16 protein-coding genes are annotated in these 15,995 nt (G+C 67.6%); 4 read left to right on the top strand and 12 right to left on the bottom strand.

All coding sequences use genetic code 11. From position 1 onward, the window contains the following. Positions 1–59: 59 nt before the first annotated feature. Positions 60–1,217, bottom strand: coding sequence for a metallophosphoesterase (locus U5A65_RS38560; RefSeq protein WP_321916820.1), 1,158 nt, complete (start codon positions 1,215–1,217; stop codon positions 60–62). Positions 1,218–1,670: 453 nt separating this feature from the next. Here U5A65_RS38560 and U5A65_RS38565 point away from each other — a divergent pair, with 453 nt between their 5' ends. Then, positions 1,671–2,006 carry a hypothetical protein gene (locus U5A65_RS38565; RefSeq protein ID WP_321916822.1) on the top strand — a complete coding sequence of 112 codons (336 nt, stop codon included), beginning with the start codon at positions 1,671–1,673 and terminating at the stop codon, positions 2,004–2,006. An 89-nt stretch (positions 2,007–2,095) separates the two neighbouring features. Beyond that, positions 2,096–2,692 (top strand): alpha-ketoglutarate-dependent dioxygenase AlkB family protein, encoded by a 597-nt coding sequence (locus U5A65_RS38570; RefSeq protein WP_321949499.1) that lies wholly within the window; start codon positions 2,096–2,098, stop codon positions 2,690–2,692. 135 nt (positions 2,693–2,827) lie between these two features. Here the strand turns inward: U5A65_RS38570 and mdcH are convergent, their stop codons facing one another. From mdcH to U5A65_RS38610, 8 genes are read right to left on the bottom strand one after another with little or no spacing between them, the layout of a single operon-like run. Further along, a complete protein-coding gene (gene mdcH / locus U5A65_RS38575) occupies positions 2,828–3,766 on the bottom strand; it encodes a malonate decarboxylase subunit epsilon (RefSeq protein WP_321916828.1) in 939 nt (312 codons plus the stop codon). Further along, positions 3,763–4,440, bottom strand: coding sequence for a malonate decarboxylase holo-ACP synthase (locus tag U5A65_RS38580; protein WP_321949500.1), 678 nt, complete (start codon positions 4,438–4,440; stop codon positions 3,763–3,765). The genes mdcH and U5A65_RS38580 overlap by 4 nt, the downstream gene beginning before the upstream one ends. Further along, complete coding sequence (mdcE, locus tag U5A65_RS38585) at positions 4,440–5,255, bottom strand: biotin-independent malonate decarboxylase subunit gamma (RefSeq protein ID WP_321949501.1); 816 nt, start codon at positions 5,253–5,255, stop codon at positions 4,440–4,442. Before mdcE ends, U5A65_RS38580 begins: the two co-directional genes overlap by 1 nt. Beyond that, positions 5,252–6,133, bottom strand: coding sequence for a biotin-independent malonate decarboxylase subunit beta (locus U5A65_RS38590; protein WP_321949502.1), 882 nt, complete (start codon positions 6,131–6,133; stop codon positions 5,252–5,254). The genes mdcE and U5A65_RS38590 overlap by 4 nt, the downstream gene beginning before the upstream one ends. Beyond that, entirely contained in the window at positions 6,130–6,432 is a 303-nt protein-coding gene (locus U5A65_RS38595; protein WP_321916836.1) for a malonate decarboxylase subunit delta, read from the bottom strand. Before U5A65_RS38595 ends, U5A65_RS38590 begins: the two co-directional genes overlap by 4 nt. Then, complete coding sequence (locus tag U5A65_RS38600) at positions 6,420–7,376, bottom strand: triphosphoribosyl-dephospho-CoA synthase (RefSeq protein ID WP_321916838.1); 957 nt, start codon at positions 7,374–7,376, stop codon at positions 6,420–6,422. The genes U5A65_RS38595 and U5A65_RS38600 overlap by 13 nt, the downstream gene beginning before the upstream one ends. A 6-nt stretch (positions 7,377–7,382) precedes the next feature. Next, the gene (gene mdcA, locus U5A65_RS38605) at positions 7,383–9,056 is read right to left on the bottom strand and encodes a malonate decarboxylase subunit alpha (RefSeq protein ID WP_321916840.1); all 1,674 of its coding nucleotides are present in this window, start codon (positions 9,054–9,056) and stop codon (positions 7,383–7,385) included. Beyond that, a complete protein-coding gene (locus U5A65_RS38610; protein ID WP_321916898.1) occupies positions 9,040–9,843 on the bottom strand; it encodes a GntR family transcriptional regulator in 804 nt (267 codons plus the stop codon). Before U5A65_RS38610 ends, mdcA begins: the two co-directional genes overlap by 17 nt. Positions 9,844–10,060: 217 nt before the next feature. Between U5A65_RS38610 and U5A65_RS38615 the strand changes: the two genes are divergently transcribed. After that, positions 10,061–11,362, top strand: a complete 1,302-nt coding sequence (locus U5A65_RS38615) for an MFS transporter (RefSeq protein ID WP_321916842.1) — start codon at positions 10,061–10,063, stop codon at positions 11,360–11,362. A gap of 19 nt (positions 11,363–11,381) precedes the next feature. On the opposite strand, the gene U5A65_RS38620 is transcribed toward U5A65_RS38615, so the two are convergent. After that, complete coding sequence (locus tag U5A65_RS38620) at positions 11,382–12,308, bottom strand: DMT family transporter (RefSeq protein WP_321916843.1); 927 nt, start codon at positions 12,306–12,308, stop codon at positions 11,382–11,384. Positions 12,309–12,457: 149 nt separating this feature from the next. Between U5A65_RS38620 and U5A65_RS38625 the strand changes: the two genes are divergently transcribed. Next, the gene (locus tag U5A65_RS38625; RefSeq protein ID WP_158759449.1) at positions 12,458–13,327 is read left to right on the top strand and encodes a LysR family transcriptional regulator; all 870 of its coding nucleotides are present in this window, start codon (positions 12,458–12,460) and stop codon (positions 13,325–13,327) included. On the opposite strand, the gene U5A65_RS38630 is transcribed toward U5A65_RS38625, so the two are convergent. Together U5A65_RS38630 and U5A65_RS38635 are read right to left on the bottom strand one after the other, a co-directional pair. Then, positions 13,315–14,364, bottom strand: coding sequence for an ABC transporter ATP-binding protein (locus U5A65_RS38630; protein ID WP_321949503.1), 1,050 nt, complete (start codon positions 14,362–14,364; stop codon positions 13,315–13,317). The two genes, U5A65_RS38625 and U5A65_RS38630, sit on opposite strands and share 13 nt — an antisense overlap. A gap of 4 nt (positions 14,365–14,368) precedes the next feature. Next, complete coding sequence (locus U5A65_RS38635; RefSeq protein WP_321949523.1) at positions 14,369–15,994, bottom strand: iron ABC transporter permease; 1,626 nt, start codon at positions 15,992–15,994, stop codon at positions 14,369–14,371. Between the last annotated feature and the right edge of the window lies 1 nt (position 15,995).

A 15,995-nucleotide genomic window follows, 5' to 3' on the forward strand; every position in this document is an offset into this window, starting at 1 on the left:
TCGCCGGATGATACCGGCAAGACCATGCAGGCCGTGGGGCGCAGCGTGCCCGGCGGCTTTTACCTGGCGCCCACGAGCCGTACCTGCGTGATTTCCGAAGGCGCGCCAAGGCGCTTGGGCGGCCCCCAGTAGCCCGTGCCGCGGCTGGTGTAGACCCATAGGCTGCCGAGCTTTTCGAGGCCCGCTGTGAACGGCTGCTGCAGCCGCACGAGGAAATTCCACGGGAAGATCTGGCCGCCGTGCGTGTGGCCGGAGAGTTGCAGCGTGAAGCCCGCGTCGGCGGCGGCGTGGGCCGTGCGCGGCTGGTGCGCGAGCAGCACGCGCGTGTTGACGTCGGCGGGCGCGTCGCGCAGCGCCGCCGCCGGATCGCTGCGGTGCGCGGGATCGAACTGGCCGCCCGTGAAGTCGGTCACGCCGGCCAGCACGAGCCGCGCGCCGCCATGCTCGATCACCACGTGCTGATTCATCAGCACCGTGAGGCCGATGCGGCGGAACTCGGCAATCCACGCGTCCGCGCCCGAGTAGTACTCGTGGTTGCCGGTCACGAGATACACGCCGTGATGCGCATGGAGCTGGCCGAGCGGCGCGGTGTGCCTGGCGAGATGCGCCACGCTGCCGTCGACCACGTCGCCCGTAATGGCGACCACGTCGGCGTCGAGCTGGTTCACGGCGCGCACGATTGCGTCGACATAGCCGTGCTTGATCGTCGGCCCGACGTGGATGTCGCTCAACTGCACGATGGTGAAGCCGTCGAGCGCGGCGGGCAGGCCGCGAATCGGCACCTCGACGTTGCGCACGCGCGCGCGCCGCCGCGCGTTGAAGAAGCCGAACCCGGTAGTGAGGAACGCAAGCGCGATCACGGCGGCGGCGCTCACGATGCGCCAGCCGGCGAGATCGATGGCGTGGGGCCACAGGGCTTCCACGGTCATGGCCGAGGCGAGCACGATGTCGCGCGCGATCGTCAGCATGAGCAGCGACGAGAAGAAGCCCATGGCGAGCATGCCGATCCAGGCGAGGCGGTCGCCGAGCGGCTGGCGCTTGAAGCGCCGCGCGAGCAAGCCAGGCGGGATGAACAGCACCGACAGGACGAGCCACAGCACGGCGAGCCATTTGCCGGCGGCGGGCACGGGCAGGTCGGGAATCAGGCGAAAGCCGACATAAGCGTGCAGCAGCACGCCAATGGCGATGAAGCGAACCAGAAACGAGAGTCGGGGCATGGCGGCGCGAACGGATGGGAGCGGACCGGCGTGAAGCCAGACCATCGAGGCCCGGCCAGCGTGGCCAGGCCATGCGTGGCCCGGTCGAAAACCCGGCGAACGGAGCAGCGCAGGTAGCTGCGTTGCATTCTACCGGCGCAGCAGACTTCGTGCCGCCAGGCGGCGGCGGTGAGTGGCTGCGCATGCCGCGATGCGTCATGAACCGGCCCGTCAACATCGCATCGATATCGCTTCAACATACATGCATGCGTGTATGCATCGGCGTTGGCGCTTGGTCTCTTACGCGTGTGGCAGTGCGGCATTTCCCTGGATTGCCAGGGCGATCGCAGTCGTCGCACTATGTTCTCGTGGGGCCGGGCACACTCTATTAAACGTCCATTGAATCGGCCTCTGCGATGGACTATGCTCGAAATGAGGCCCGCGCTGTTTCGGGCGCTCTGGGGGAGACGGATCATGAAAGGCATCCGGCCAGTCACACATGGGCTGCACGAAGGGTTGCATGGTCGTCACGTCGGGCACGAGGGCAGCCATGTCATGCTGCCGATGGTTGGGCTCTCGATCATGGCCATCGCGCTGTATATCGCGGTCAAGCACATCGATATCATCGATATTGGCCGAAGCGCGTTGTTCGACGTCGTGATGGTGTTCGTCGCGCTCGGTATTGCGGGCATGTTCGGCGTGCTGGGGGCCTGGCTGCGATCTCGCACCACCGATGAGCCGGCAGAAGGCTTCTGCTTCGTCGGCGCGCTCATTGGCGCGGTGGTTTTCTACGTCGCGTTGCTCACCTGATTCGCTATCCTGCGGGAAGCGAGGGCGCACGGCGGCGGGGGCCGCGCCATGCGAAACTGCACGTTTCCCGCTCGATTCAAGCATTCTCGATGTTCGATCTTTTCGACGATACGCCGGCCCCCGACGTGGCGTGGCATCCGTCATGGCTCGCGCCTCGCGCGGCCGCCGAGGCGTTCGCGCGCATCATTGCCGAGGCCGACTGGCGTCAGGAACGCATTCGCACGCCCGGCGGCTGGGTGGACCAGCCACGCCTCACCGCCTGGCAGGGCGACGAGGGTGCGGTATACATCTATTCAGGCATCCGAAATATTCCCCAGCCGTGGACGCGCCAGGTCGCCGAACTGCGCGACGCCATTTCTGCGCTTTGCGGCGTGCGCTTTAACAGCGTGCTGCTCAACCGCTACCGCATGGGCACCGACAGCATGGGCTGGCACGCGGACCACGAACCCGAACTCGGCCCCGAACCGGTGATCGCTTCGCTGAGCCTCGGCGCGACACGGCGCTTCGACTTGCGTCACAACGCGACGGGCGTGGTGCGCTCTTTCCAGCTGACGAGCGGCAGTCTGCTCGTGATGCGGGGCAAGACACAGGCGCAGTGGCGGCATCGCGTGCCGAAAGAGCCTGCCGTGACTGGCGAGCGAGTTAACCTCACGTTTCGCGTGGTAACGCCCGGTTTGCGGAAGTAGGCTGCGAGATCGTGTTGGATGGGTGATCAATTGCCGATTTTCGACGCGGCGACGACTGTTCGGCGCGCGGCTTCGCGTTAAAAAGAAAATAAGAATTTATGCGCATAAACGCCGTGGTCGGCGTTGGCATGGCTTTCAGGCGTCGTCGCCTAGCCGCCGCCGCACGATCGCGACGAGCCGCTCCAACGGCAAACCTGAGCCTGCGAGCGCCGCCACTTCGGGATACTGCTCACGGGCGATGTCTGTGAGCACCTGGCCGGGGGGCGCCTCTACCAGCACGCTGGCGCCCGACTCGATCATGACCGTGAGCGCGTCGTACCAGCGCACCGTGTAGCGCATGTTGGTGGCGAGATCGGCGCGGATCGCGTCGGCGCTGTAGAGCGGCCGGCCGCCGCGATTGTCCACGTAGACGCCACGCGGCGCGCGAAACGGTATGTCTCGCGCCCACTCGGCGAGCGTCTCTGCAGCATCGGCCAATAGTTCGCAATGCGAAGGAACAGCTACTGCCAGCCGTTGCGCCTTGCGCGCGCCGGCGGCGAGCGCGCGGGCCGCGAAGGTTTCGAGGGCGGCATCGGCGCCCGCCACGACGATCTGGCGCGGCGCGTTGACGTTCGCCACGTACACCTGCTCGCCGCCCTCACGCGCATACGCGCCCGCGAGCGTTTCCACCTGAGTCTCGCTCAATCCGGCAATGGCCGTGAGGCCATAGCCCGAGGGCCACGCGCTTTCCATCAGCTCGGCGCGTTTGCGCACCATATGCAGCGCGTCGCCGAACGCCAGGGCCTCGCAGCTTACGGCGGCCGCATACGCGCCCACGGAGAGCCCGGCGCTGAACTGCGGCGCGAGGCCTTCTTGCGCGAGCGCGCGTGCGACGGCGACGCCCGCGACCGTGAGGCCGATCTGAACGGCGACCGTGGAGCGCAAGGCGTCGTCGCTATCGAGCGTGAGGACGTCGAAGCCAAGTGCAGCCGACGCCTCGTCGAGCGTGGCCCGCACCGCGTCGTGCTGCGGCAGTTTGTGGAGGAAGCCTGTGCTTTGAGCGCCCTGGCCGGGAAAGAGCAGGGCGAGCGTCATGGCGTGTGCCAAGGGTCGGCGACGAGTTGCGCGCCGCTCGAAGCGCGCGCCAGCACGCGTGGCTTGTGCGCCGCGAGTTCGGCGAGCGCGACGCCGCCCGCGGGCGTTTCGAGTTGCGCGTCGATGCGCGTGCCGCCGCGGCTGGCGGCTTGTGCGAGGGCTTGCGCGAGCGAGTCGATCGCCGCACGCGAGATGCGTTGCGGCAGGCGAATCAGGATGTCGAGATCGCTCGAGGCCGTGAGGGTGGGCACGCCCGTGGCGAGCTCGAAACCGGCGCTGCCCGTTGGGCCCCAAACATGATTGCGCAACGGCGCGGCGGAGGTGCGCAGGGTTGCTAGCGCGATGAACGCAGGCAGCGCGCGCCGCGCGCGCAGGGGATCAACGTCGAGAAGATGCTCTGGGCTTGAATATGATTCGATATCCTCAATATTGACCCACGTTCCGAAACGCTCCGAACGCACGCCGCCGCGCACACCCACGGCCACGAAGCCCTCCGCCGCGCATGTGCGCCGCACGACAACCCAGGGCGCGCGAGCGAGCGCGCCACGCACCCAATCCGGTTCATTGTCGCCGTGCGCGAGACGCGTGACGCACAGCAGGTCGTGCGGGCGCCAGCGCGCGTCGTCCCCACGTGGCGCATCAGCAGCGAACGGCGGGGCGGCGCACACGCGCATCAGCTAGCGTCCCACTGTTGCGCGAGGCGCTTGCGCACCTCGATCGACGCCGCGCGCGTCCGCTGCGCCGACTCGCCCTGCAACCGATGCGCGAGACCGCTCTTGTCGCCGCGCGCTTCGCGCACCTTCTGCGCAAGCACATCGCGCACGCGAGCGATCTGCGCGTCGCTGGGCGCCTCTGCGTCGACGCCCTCGATCAGTTCGTCGAGCAGACCGAGCTTCGCAAACGACGCCATCGAATACGACATCGGCACGATCTTTTCGCCGAGTGCGTCGAGGTCCTCCACGCTGCGCCGCGTCACGCGCGCCGCGGCTTCCTTGCCCATGGCGTGCACCATCGTGCCGGGCGCGTCGAGCGCGACGATTCGATTGGCCTGGTAGCCATGGGCGAGGAACGCACCCGACATCGCGGGCCCGACGATCAGTGCCACCACGGGATGCCCGGCGAGCCGCGCGCTTGCATAGGCGTCCACGGCGGAGGCGCAGGCCAGGTGAATGCCGAGCATCTCCTCGCGATAGCCGTAGGCCTGACTCTTCACATCGACGATGGCGATGATGGGGCGGCGCTTGCCGCTTGCGGCGTCTTCGGCAATCGCTTCGCGCACGGCCTTCGCGAGAAGCCAGCCTTGTTCGAGGCCCACCACGTTGTCGCGTGCGCGCGGGAAACGGTTCGCAGGATCGGGCACAACGGTGATGAAGCGCGCGGCCTCGTCGTCGAGCGGCGCATCGGCATATTGCACGCATGCGCCTTGCGTTTCCGCGCCCGCGAGGGCGCGCAGCCAGCGTGCGCCGCGGCTCGTCGTCGTATCGTTCATGCGCTTTCTCCGCTCAGGTTCAGGGGCGAAGCGGTAAACACCGCACGCATCGTTTCGGGGGTGACGCTGGCGGGATCGATCTGCGCGAGCTTCGCGAGCGTGCCGTCGACATTCGCCGATCGCGGCGTGTGTGGCGCGCCTTGTACAAACGCCGCGCGCACAGCGGCGCGCACATCGTCCACGGCATCGTCGACGAGCGCATCGGCGAAACCCGTCTCCGCACGTTGCTCTCCGCCGATCAATTGCCACACCTGGCGGCGGTCGCTCGAATCGAGTTCCTCGATGCCGGCTTCCTGCTCGATCACCTCCGGACCATTCATGCCAAGGCGGCCTTGCTTCGTCATGACGAGTGTCGAACATAGCGCAGCCGCGAGCGACATGCCGCCAAAACAGCCCACCATGCCCGCGATCACGCCAACCACGGGAACGTGCTTGCGCAACGCGACGATGGCCGACTGGATCTCCGCAATCACCGCGAGGCCGAGATTCGCTTCCTGCAGGCGCACGCCGCCGGTTTCGAACAGGATGACGGGCCGCACGATCTTGCCGCGCTCGCAGTCGGCGAGCGCCAGTTCGAGTGCGGCGGCGATCTTGCTGCCCGACACTTCGCCGATACTGCCGCCCTGGAAGGCCGATTCGATTGCGGCCACCACGGCGGGCTGGCCGTCGATCGTGCCGCGCGCGATCACCGCGCCATCGTCGGCCTGGCAGACGATGCCCTGCAACGGCAGCCACGGCGATTCGATACGGTCGAACGGCCCGAGCAGTTCGCGAAACGTGCCCGCGTCCAGCACAGCGCTCGCGCGTTCGCGCGCGCTCAATTCGATGAAGCTCTCGCGCAGCAGCGCACCGGGCGTCAGTTGATTAGCGCTGCTCATGACTGCGCTCCCTGTGCCGCCTCTACGGCTTCTGCGAGCCGCAGCGCCACCACGCCGGGCGTGGCGCCGAAGTCGTTGATCTCGATGAGCGCCGCGCCGTCATAGCGCGTGAAGAAGCGGTCGAGCACGCTCTTCCAGATGTGGCTGTAGCCGTCCACGCTCGTATGCACGACCACGCGCGCCTGCATGTCGCTTGCGGGCTGCAGCAGCACCTCGAGATCGCCCGAGCCCACCACGCCCACGTGAGCGCGCGTCGTCACGGCGCGTTGCGCCGGATAGTCGAATGTCAGTTGTTCCATGAAACCGTCCTTCCGCCCATGCGGTGCTGAACCAGTTTGTCGATGAAAAGCGTCGCGGCGAGCAGATCGGCCGCACCACCCGGCGATGCGTTGAGTGCGAGCAGCGCGCGTTCTAGCGCGTCGAACGCGGCACGGCCGGCTTGCGTGGCGACGCCACCCGCATCGCGCACGCGCTGCGCGCCCGCTTGCGCGGCCTCGCGCCCGGCGAGTCCCGCGCGGTGCAGCACGCAGGTGTCGTCGAGCGAGGCCATGATCGCGAGCAAGGCGTCCACGCGCGCGTGGGCTTCGTCGTGGCCTTGCGCGCGAGCGGCCTGCAGCGCGGGCAGGCCCACGCGCGCGACGTGCGGAAAGCCTTCTTGCGCTTCGCTGCGTGCACCGCCCACGTTGTAGCGCTGGCGCACGCGTTCCCCGTTGCTTTGCACGGGTTGTGCGAGCAGGTCGTCGTAGCGCGAGATCTGCGCAGCTGTCTCGCAGATATGTGCGGCATGCGCCCACGCGCTGTCGCTGCCTTGCGGTGTATGCACGATCGCCGCGCCGGCCACGAGCAGCCCGACGATCCAGATCGCGCCGCGATGTGCATTGCTGCCTTGCGTCGCGCGCATCATCGCAGCTTCGCCGGCGCGGCCGATGCGCGCGAGATCGGTGCGCAACGTCACGCCCGGCGTGGCCCCGCGCGAAGCGCGCGCGAGCGCTTCGAACGTGGGTTCGAGCGCGTGCGCCGAGCGCAGCATGGTGGAGAGATCGAGATCGTTGTGCGCGCCACTGCCGCGTGCGTCCACGAGCGCGGGCTTCGGCGTGAGGCGCGCCTCTTCGATCAGCGCGTCGCGGGCCAGGCGTGCGAGCAGCGCTTCGGAGCAGGGCGCTTGCGAAGCGTCAGCGTAGGCAACGCGCCGCGCAAGGCCCGCCGAGCCCTCGGCAAGCACGGTAGAAGGAAGCGTGCGCATCGCCGCTTACCAGCTGCGGAAACGCGCAGGCGGCGTGTAGAGTCCGCCCGACCACGTGACCAGATCGTCGATGCTGCGCGCCGCGAGCAGCGAGCGCTTGGCCTCGCCGCGCAGAATGCCGAGGTCCTCGGGAAACTGCACAATGCCGCGGCGGCGTAGTTCGTCGGTTTTCTGCTGCTGCGCGCGCAGGCCGATGGGCGTCACGCCCGCCACGGCCGCGAGCGCGGCGCGGCGCTCGTCGATGCCCTCTGCGCGATGCAGGTGCGCAATGCCCTCTTCGGTCACGACGTGGCTGACATCGTCGCCGTAGATCATGACGGGCGCGACGGGCATGCCGCTCTTCTGGCCCACGGCGATGGCGTCGAGTTCGTCCACGAAAGTCGGCTCGCCGCCTTTCTTCCAGGTTTCCGCCAGTTGCACGACGAGCTTTTGGCCGCGCGAAACGGGTCCGTTGTCCTTGAGCAGCTTGAGCCACGCTTCGCTCGCATGGCGCCGCCCGCGCGGATCGTGGCCCATGTTCGGCGCGCCGCCAAAGCCCGCGAGCCGCCCGCGCGTGACGGTGGAGGAATTCGCGTCCGCGTCGATCTGCAGCGTCGAGCCGATGAAGAGATCCACGGCGTATTGCCCCGCGAGCTGGCACAACACGCGGTTCGAGCGCAGGCTGCCGTCGCTGCCGGTGAAGAACACATCGGGGCGCGCGGCGATATACGCTTCCATGCCCACTTCGCTGCCGAAGCAATGCACGCTTTCCACCCAGCCCGACTCGATGGCGGGAATCAGCGTGGGGTGCGGATTGAGGGTCCAGTTGCGGCAGATCTTGCCCTTGAGACCCAGCGACTCGCCATACGTGGGCAGCAGCAATTCGATCGCGGCGGTGTCGAAGCCAATGCCGTGATTGAGCGCAGTGATGCCATAGGGCGCGTAAATGCCCTTGATGACCATCATCGCGGTGAGCACCTGCAAGTCGCCAATGTGACGCGGGTCGCGCGTAAAGAGTGGCTCGACCGCGAACGGGCGGTCGGCCTGCACGACCACGTCGACCCACGAGCCGGGAATGTCCACGCGCGGCAGTTCATCGACGATTTCGTTCACCTGAACGATCACGATGCCCTGGCTGAATGCGGCAGCCTCGGCGATAGTGGGCGTGTCTTCGGTATTCGGGCCGGTATAGAGATTGCCATGACGGTCGGCCTTTTCGGCGCACAGCAGCGCGACCTGGGGAATCAGGTCCACGAACATGCGCGCATACAGCTCCACATAGGTATGGATCGCGCCCACTTCGAGCTGGCCGTCTTCGAGCAACTGCGCGACGCGCAGGCTCTGCGGCCCCGCGAACGCGAAGTCCACCCGGTGCGCAATGCCGCGTTCGAACAGCGTGAGATGCTCGGGACGGCTGATGCTCGAAATCAGCAGATGAACGTTGTTGACCTTGGCCGGATCGGCCTTTGCTAGCGAGCGCGAGAGGAAGTCGGCCTGCTTCTGGTTGTCGCCTTCCAGCGCGACGCGGTCACCTGGACGGATCAGCAGTTCGAGCGCATCGGTCATGCGGGAGGCGGGCAGGACGCCGTCTTCGAGCCAGCCGGAAATGGCGGCGAGGCGGCGGGCCTTTTCGTCCCGGCGCGTAGTCCACGAGCGTGGCGCGAGGTCAGGCGAGGTTGGCGTATCAGCTTGAGGCTTCATCGGCAGTTCGGCTCCGTGAGCGGGAAGAGGCGGCGCGCGGCTTGGCGGCGGCAGTGTGTGCCGAAGGCGGCACTGAAGTTGCCACCGAAGTTGCCACTGCAGGAAGCGCGGCGCGCTCGGTCAGGAAACGGTAGATGAGTTCGCCCGTGCCGAGCAGGTGCTCGGCCACGAGCTTTTGCGCGGTGGGCACGTCGCCGCGCTTCACGGCGGCAAGAATTTCGGTGTGCTCACTATCGGATTCACCCTTGTATTCGGGAAAGCCGAATTTCAGGCGCAGATAGCGTTCTCCGCGGCGATGCAGCGCGGTGAGCATCTCCATCAACTGGGGGCGGCCGGCAGGCGCGTAGAGGCTCATGTGAAACGCCTCGTTGCGCGCGACGTAGAGCGACGGATCGCGTTCGCGTTTCGCGGCGGCGGCCAGCGCCGTCACTTCGCGCAGCGTCGCGCTCGTGTGATTCGGAATGGCGAGGCCGAGCGCGAGGCTTTCGAGTGCGGAGCGGATCTCGTAGATCTCGCGCGCTTCGTCGGCGGAAAGCGAGGCCACGCTCGCGCCCTTGTTCACCTCGATCTTCGCCCAGCCTTCGCTCGCGAGCTGGCGCAGCGCCTCGCGCACGGGGATTGCGCTGACCGAAAAATGCCGCGCGATCGCGTCCTGACGCAGCGGCGCGTCGGGCGCGAGCTTGCCCTCGACGATCGCGCTGCGCAAGGCGTCGGCGATCATGCGCGAGGTGCTGGTGCGGGGCGCGGCTGCGCCTTCCAGGGGAAAACCATTCGTTGCGTCGCTCATGAGATCACATATTATATATAAAACGACCAAGGCGAAAGCCTCGAAAACCCGCAACACGGAAACACCAGATTCACTATAGACGGGTAAGAAGAACGGGGGCTTACAGGGAGTTCCTGAACACGGCCGGCACTGTCGCGGCCTGCATTTCCGCGTTTCGCGGCGCGCGTGCGCATCCTGCTGCGCGTGCCGGCGAGGCATCAAAGGAGAGAGGAGCATCATGAATTCGATTACCGGGTCCGCGGGGCGAACTCGCACCAAGACACCGCTCAACCGGTCGCAGATCGCCGGTTTCTGGGGCGCCTGGGCAGGCTGGACGCTCGACGGGATGGACTCGTTCATCTACGCCCTCGTGCTCACGCCCGCGCTTACGGAGCTGTTGCCGCGCTCGGGCTATGAGGCGAGTGCGGCGAACATCGGGCTTGCCGGCTCGATCCTGTTCGCGCTCTTCCTCGTGGGCTGGGGCCTGTCGTTCATCTGGGGGCCGCTCGCCGACCGCTTCGGCCGCACGCGCGTGCTGGCCGGCACCATCTTCATGTTTGCGATCTTCACGGGACTTGCGGCCACCGCGCAGAGCGTATGGTCGCTCGGCTTTTATCGCTTTCTGGCGGGCGTGGGCATAGGTGGGGAGTGGGCGCTCGCGGGCACTTACGTGGCCGAATCGTGGCCCGAAGACCGCCGCAAGATGGGCGCGGGCTATCTGCAGACCGGCTATTACGCTGGCTTCTTCATTGCGGCCGCGCTCAATTACACGGTCGGCGTGCATTTCGGCTGGCGTGCCATGTTCCTCACGGGCGCGGTGCCGGTGGTGGTGGCGATTCTCGTGCTCACGCGCGTGGAGGAACCGGCGAAGTGGCAGAAGTCGGAGGCGAGCCACGTTCATCGGGGCCGTCCGCTGCGTGAAATTTTCGGCGACCTCTATCGTCAGCGCACCGTGGTGGCGTGCGCGTTGCTGACCATCGCGATCATCGGCTTGTGGGCAGGCGCGGTCTATGAACCGTCCGCCGTGATCCAGCTTGCCACGAAGGCGGGTGCGAACAAGGCCGAGGCGATCCGCACGGCTTCGATCGCCACGGGCATCCTGTCGATCGGCACGATCCTGGGTTGCCTCGCGTTGCCGCCCATGGCCGAGCGAATCGGCCGCCGATGGACGCTCGCCGTCTATTTCGCGGGCATGGCTGTGACGATCGCGGCAAGCTTCGGCTGGGCGTTCTACCTGGAGAACGGGCTCGTGCCGTTCATCGCGCTGCTCTTCGTACTGGGCTTCTTTGGCGGCAACTTCGCGCTCTTCAGCCTCTGGCTGCCCGAGCAGTTCGAAACGCGCGTGCGCGCCACGGCGTTCGCGTTCTGCACGTCGTTTGGCCGCTTCGTGGGTGCGGGCGTGAACTTCCTGCTTGGTGCCGCAGTGCTGCGCATGCACACGCTTGGCGTGCCGGTTGCGCTCACGGCGCTGGCCTTCGTGCTCGGACTCCTGATCATTCCGTTTGCGCCGGAAACGAAGGGTCAAACGCTGCCTTCGTAACCTCAGTGCGGCGCGTTGATCAGCGCCGCGCCTTCACGAGCCTCGGCGGCAACAGGCGCCAGCCGAGATTGACGCCGAGGCTCGCCGCCACGATCAGAACCATACCCGCAAGCTGCGGCACGCTCAGCGCGCGGCCGTAGACGATCGCATCGACGGCGATCGCGGTGAGCGGATACACGAACAACAGCACGGCGATCACGGGCGTGGTCAGCATCGGCAGCGCGCCGTAGATCAGCACGTACGAAAGCCCCGTGTGCAGCACGCCCATGCCCACGAGCCAGCCCCATTGCGTGGCCGAGATATGCGCGAGTTCGAGCGGAGCAAAAAACGGCGCGATGAGCGGCAGGCACACCGAACCCACCACGCATTGCGTGAGCGTCAGCAGATGCGGGCGAAAGTTGCGCAGGCTCTTGGCGATGAGCGTGACGCTCGCATAGAGCACCGAGCCGCCCAGCGACTCGCCAATGCCGATCATGTAGCTCGTGCGGTCGGCCACATGGGTTTCCGCAAGCACGCCGGAAGCGAGCACGAGCCCCACGAATGCAATGCCGATCCAGCCCAGCCGGTCGGCGCCGAGCCGCTCGTGAAAGAGCGCCGCACCCATCAGCACGACCCAGAACGGCTGCACATGGAACACGACCGTTGAAACGGCGATGCTCGTGCGATGGATCGCGTCGAAGAAGGCCACCCACTGCGTGACCATCAGCACGCCAGAGATCACCGCGAGCGCGAGCGTGCGGCGCGTGAACTGCCGCGGCGAGAGCCAGCCCTTGTAGGCGCAGTACGCGGCGAGCGCGAGCATGCCGAAAAAGCAGCGGAAGAACACGAGCGTGAGCGCGCCGAGGCGTGCCTCTTCGACGAACACGCCGATCGTGCCCATCAGGAGGCCGCCGCCCGCGAGCATGAGGACGCCTTGCTGGCGGTTGCCGTGATGTTCGGATTGCATGGCCGGAGCGGGGGAATCGAAAGCGGGTTGGGGACATGTCAGTATTCGCCAGTTGCGGGGCGCGGGCAAACGAATTAAATTGAAGAATTCCATCAACGCAGCTTATGAATGGTCTCCGCAGGCCATTCTTTGCCTGACGCGCCCCGCGTATGAACCCCGAATTCGACATCGATTTGTTGCGCACCTTCGCCGCCGTGGCGGACGCGGGCAGCTTCACGAAGGGCGCCGTAGCCGTGCATCGCTCGCAGGCGGCCGTGAGCATGCAGATCAAGCGGCTCGAGCAGATGCTCGGCACCACGCTGTTCACGCGCGACACGCGCAATCTCGCGCTCACGCGGCCCGGCAACACGCTGCTCGAATATGCGCGGCGCGCGCTCGATTTGCAGGAAGAGGCATGGGCGGCGCTGGTGCGGCCCGAGGTGACGGGGCGCGTGGTGCTCGGCGCGCCCGACGACTACATGGCGTCGCTGCTTTCCCCGGTGCTGCGGCGCTTTTCGACTCTTTATCCGCATGTGGAGATCGAGATCGTCTGCGCGCAAAGCGTAGCGCTCGGGCCGATGCTGGCGGACAACAAGATCGACATCGCGTTCGTCACGCGCGACCGCAAGATGCGCGGCGAGTTCGTGCGGGCCGAGGAGATGGTGTGGGTGGGGTCCGCCACCGACCCCGCGCCGCTCGCCATGTCGCCGCTGCCGGTGGGGCTTTACGAGCATGGCAGCGTGGCTCGCGCGCATACCGTGGCGGCGCTCGATGCCGCGCACATCCGCTACCGCGCTGCCTATAGCAGCGCGAGTTTGATGGGTTTGACGGCGACGGTGGAGGCGGGCATTGCGATCGTCGCGCTCACGCGTTGCAGCGTGCCGTCGCGCTTCGCGATCCTCGGCGAGGCGCAGGGCCTGCCGAAGATCGAGCCGCTGGAGATCGTGGTGGCGCGCAGCGTCAAATCGAATCGCCCGACATGCGACTACCTCGCGCAGCAGATGGTGCAGGACCTTTCGGTGCCGCGTCAGCGCGGGTAGACGCTCACTTCGCCGCCCACCGCGAGCCGCACGCGCTCGCCTTCGCGTGGCGTGCGATAGCCGGGCACGCGCGCACGCACCGTTGCGGGCGCATCGATCAGTTGCAGCGTGAGCGCGGCGTCCTGGCCCTGGAAAGTGATGGCGCTTACCACCGCATCGAGCGCGCCGTCGCGCTGGGCGGCTTCGGGCAGCACGTCGATCTGCTCTGGGCGCAGCATGACGTCCACGGCGCCTTCTGCGCCATACTGGTCTTGCTGGATCGGCAGCGTGCCGAGCACGCAATGCGCGAACCCGTTGGCCACCGTACCCGGCAGCAGCACCGCTTCGCCGATGAAGGCCGCGAGTTCGCGCGTGGCCGGGCGGCGATAGAGCATTTGCGGCGGCCCGCTTTGCAGCAGTCTTCCGCGCCACAGCACGGCGACCTCGTGGCCGAGCGAGAGCGCCTCGGCCTGGTCGTGCGTGACGAGCACGGCGGTTGCGCCGGCGGCGGCGAGCGCGCGCGCCACGGCTTCGCGCGTTTCGACGCGCAGCGCGGCGTCGAGCGATGAGAACGGCTCGTCGAGCATCACAAGGCCGGGCGAGGGCGCGAGTGCGCGGGCGAGCGCCACACGCTGCTGCTGGCCGCCCGACAGCTGTTGCGGCGCGCGCGATGCATAGGATTCCGGAAGACCGACGAGTTCGAGCAATTCGGCCACGCGATGACGTGCGCGGCGCTGCGCGCGCGGCAGGCCGAACGCGATGTTCTCGGCGACCGTGAGGTGCGGAAAGAGCGCGCCTTCCTGCGGCACATAGCCGATATGACGCTGCTCGGTCGGCAGATGCAGCCGGTCGCCGGCCACGCGGCGGCCGTCGATTTCGATCGTGCCGGCGTCGGCGCGCTCGAAGCCGCACAGCACGCGCAGCAGCGTGGTCTTGCCGCTGCCCGAAGGCCCGAGCAGCGCGACGAGCGAACCCGAACGCACGGAAAGGTCGATGCCGTGCAGAACCGGATGACCGTCGAAGGCCTTCTGCAGGCCGGAAATGCGAAGTGTGCTCATGGTCTCAGGCGTCGTGGGAGGGCGCGTTGGCCGTATCGACCGACAGGGTCACGGGTGCTTGGCCCGCGAGCGCGGAGCGGCCTGCAAACGCGAACAGCAGGCCCGAAGCGGCGAGCGAAAGCGCGGTGAGCAGTGCGGCATAGGGTGCGGCGGCCGCGAAGGCGAGCGTCGAAGTGTCGGTCCAGACCTGCGTGGCGAGCGTGTGTGTGCCGATCGGCGCGAGCAGCAGCGTGGCGTTGAGTTCGGTGACCACCGAGATGAACACCATCGAAGCGGCTGCGCCAAGGCCTGGGCCCGCGAGCGGCAGCACGACGCGGCGCAGCGTCGCGAACCAGCCGAGGCCAAGTGCGCGCGCCGTATCTTCGAGGCGCTGCTGCGCCTGCATGAGCGCCGCGCGCACGCTCACGAGCGCAAGGGGCAGGCAGAGGATCGCGTACGCCGTAATCAGCAGCGTGGTGCCCTGATAAAGCGGTTCGAGCGCGCGCACGGCCAGCGAGACGATGGCCAGCGCGATGACGAGACTAGGCACGCCCTGCGCAATGAAGGCCGTGCGTTCGAGAAACGTGGCGGCGCGGCCGGGATAGCGCGCAAGCAGATACGCGAGCGGCAGCGCGAGCAGTACGGTGAAAAACGCGGCGGTGATGCCGAGGCGCAGCGAGGCGAAGGTGGTCGAAACCAGCAACTCCGGCGAGACTTCGGCGGGTGTGATCGCGGCCGCGCCCGGCTGCGTGAGCCAGTAGCCGATCATCGCGAGCGGCACGCCGAGCGTCGCCACATTGAGCGCGACGAAGCCCGCCGCAATGGGCCAGCGCCAGCGGCCGAGCGCATGGCGCACGCTCGCGCGGCGCGCGCCGCGATCCACGCGCTCGTAGCGCGAGCGCCCGCGCACGCGAAACTCGAGCACGAGACACACGAGACAGAGCAGGATCAGCACACAGGCCAGCAGCGAGGCGCCGCCGCCATCGAAGCTCGTGCGGTATTCCGCGTAGATCTCGGTGGTGAACGTGCGAAAGCGCAGCAGCGTGAACGCGCCGAATTCGGAGAGCACGCCGAGCGCAACGAGCAGCATCGAGCCGAACAGCGCAGGCCGCAATTGCGGCAACACGACACGCACCAAAACGGCCCAGCGGTTGCAGCCGAGCGCGCGCGCCGATTCTTCGAGCGCGGGGTCGAGGCCGCGCAGCGCGGCGGCCACGGGCAAATAGACGAGCGGGAAGTACGCCGTCGTGATGACGATGAACGCGCCGAGAAAGTCCTGCAAATCGAGGCTCAGCGAGACCCACGCGTAGCTCGTGACGAACGCGGGCATGGCGAGCGGCGCGGCGGCGAGGAGCGCCCACGCGCGCCGCCCGGGCACGTCGGTGCGCTCGACGAGCCACGCCACCGCGGTGCCGAGCACGGCGCAAGCGAGCGTGGCCGAAACGGTGATCGAGAGCGTGTTGACGAGCAACTCGCCCACCAGCGGCCGGAAGATCAACTCGGCGGCGTCGGCCAGACCGAAGGAGAGCGCGCGCCAGAACGTCAGCGCGAGCGGCAGCAGCACCAGCAGCGGGCCGAGCGCGGCGGCTGCAAAGAGCGCGCGCGGCGCCCGCCGTCGCGCGCGTAGGGGAGGGCCAGCCGCGACATCCAGT

It is taken from the genome of Paraburkholderia sp. J10-1 (assembly GCF_905220165.1).
GTDB lineage: Bacteria > Pseudomonadota > Gammaproteobacteria > Burkholderiales > Burkholderiaceae > Paraburkholderia.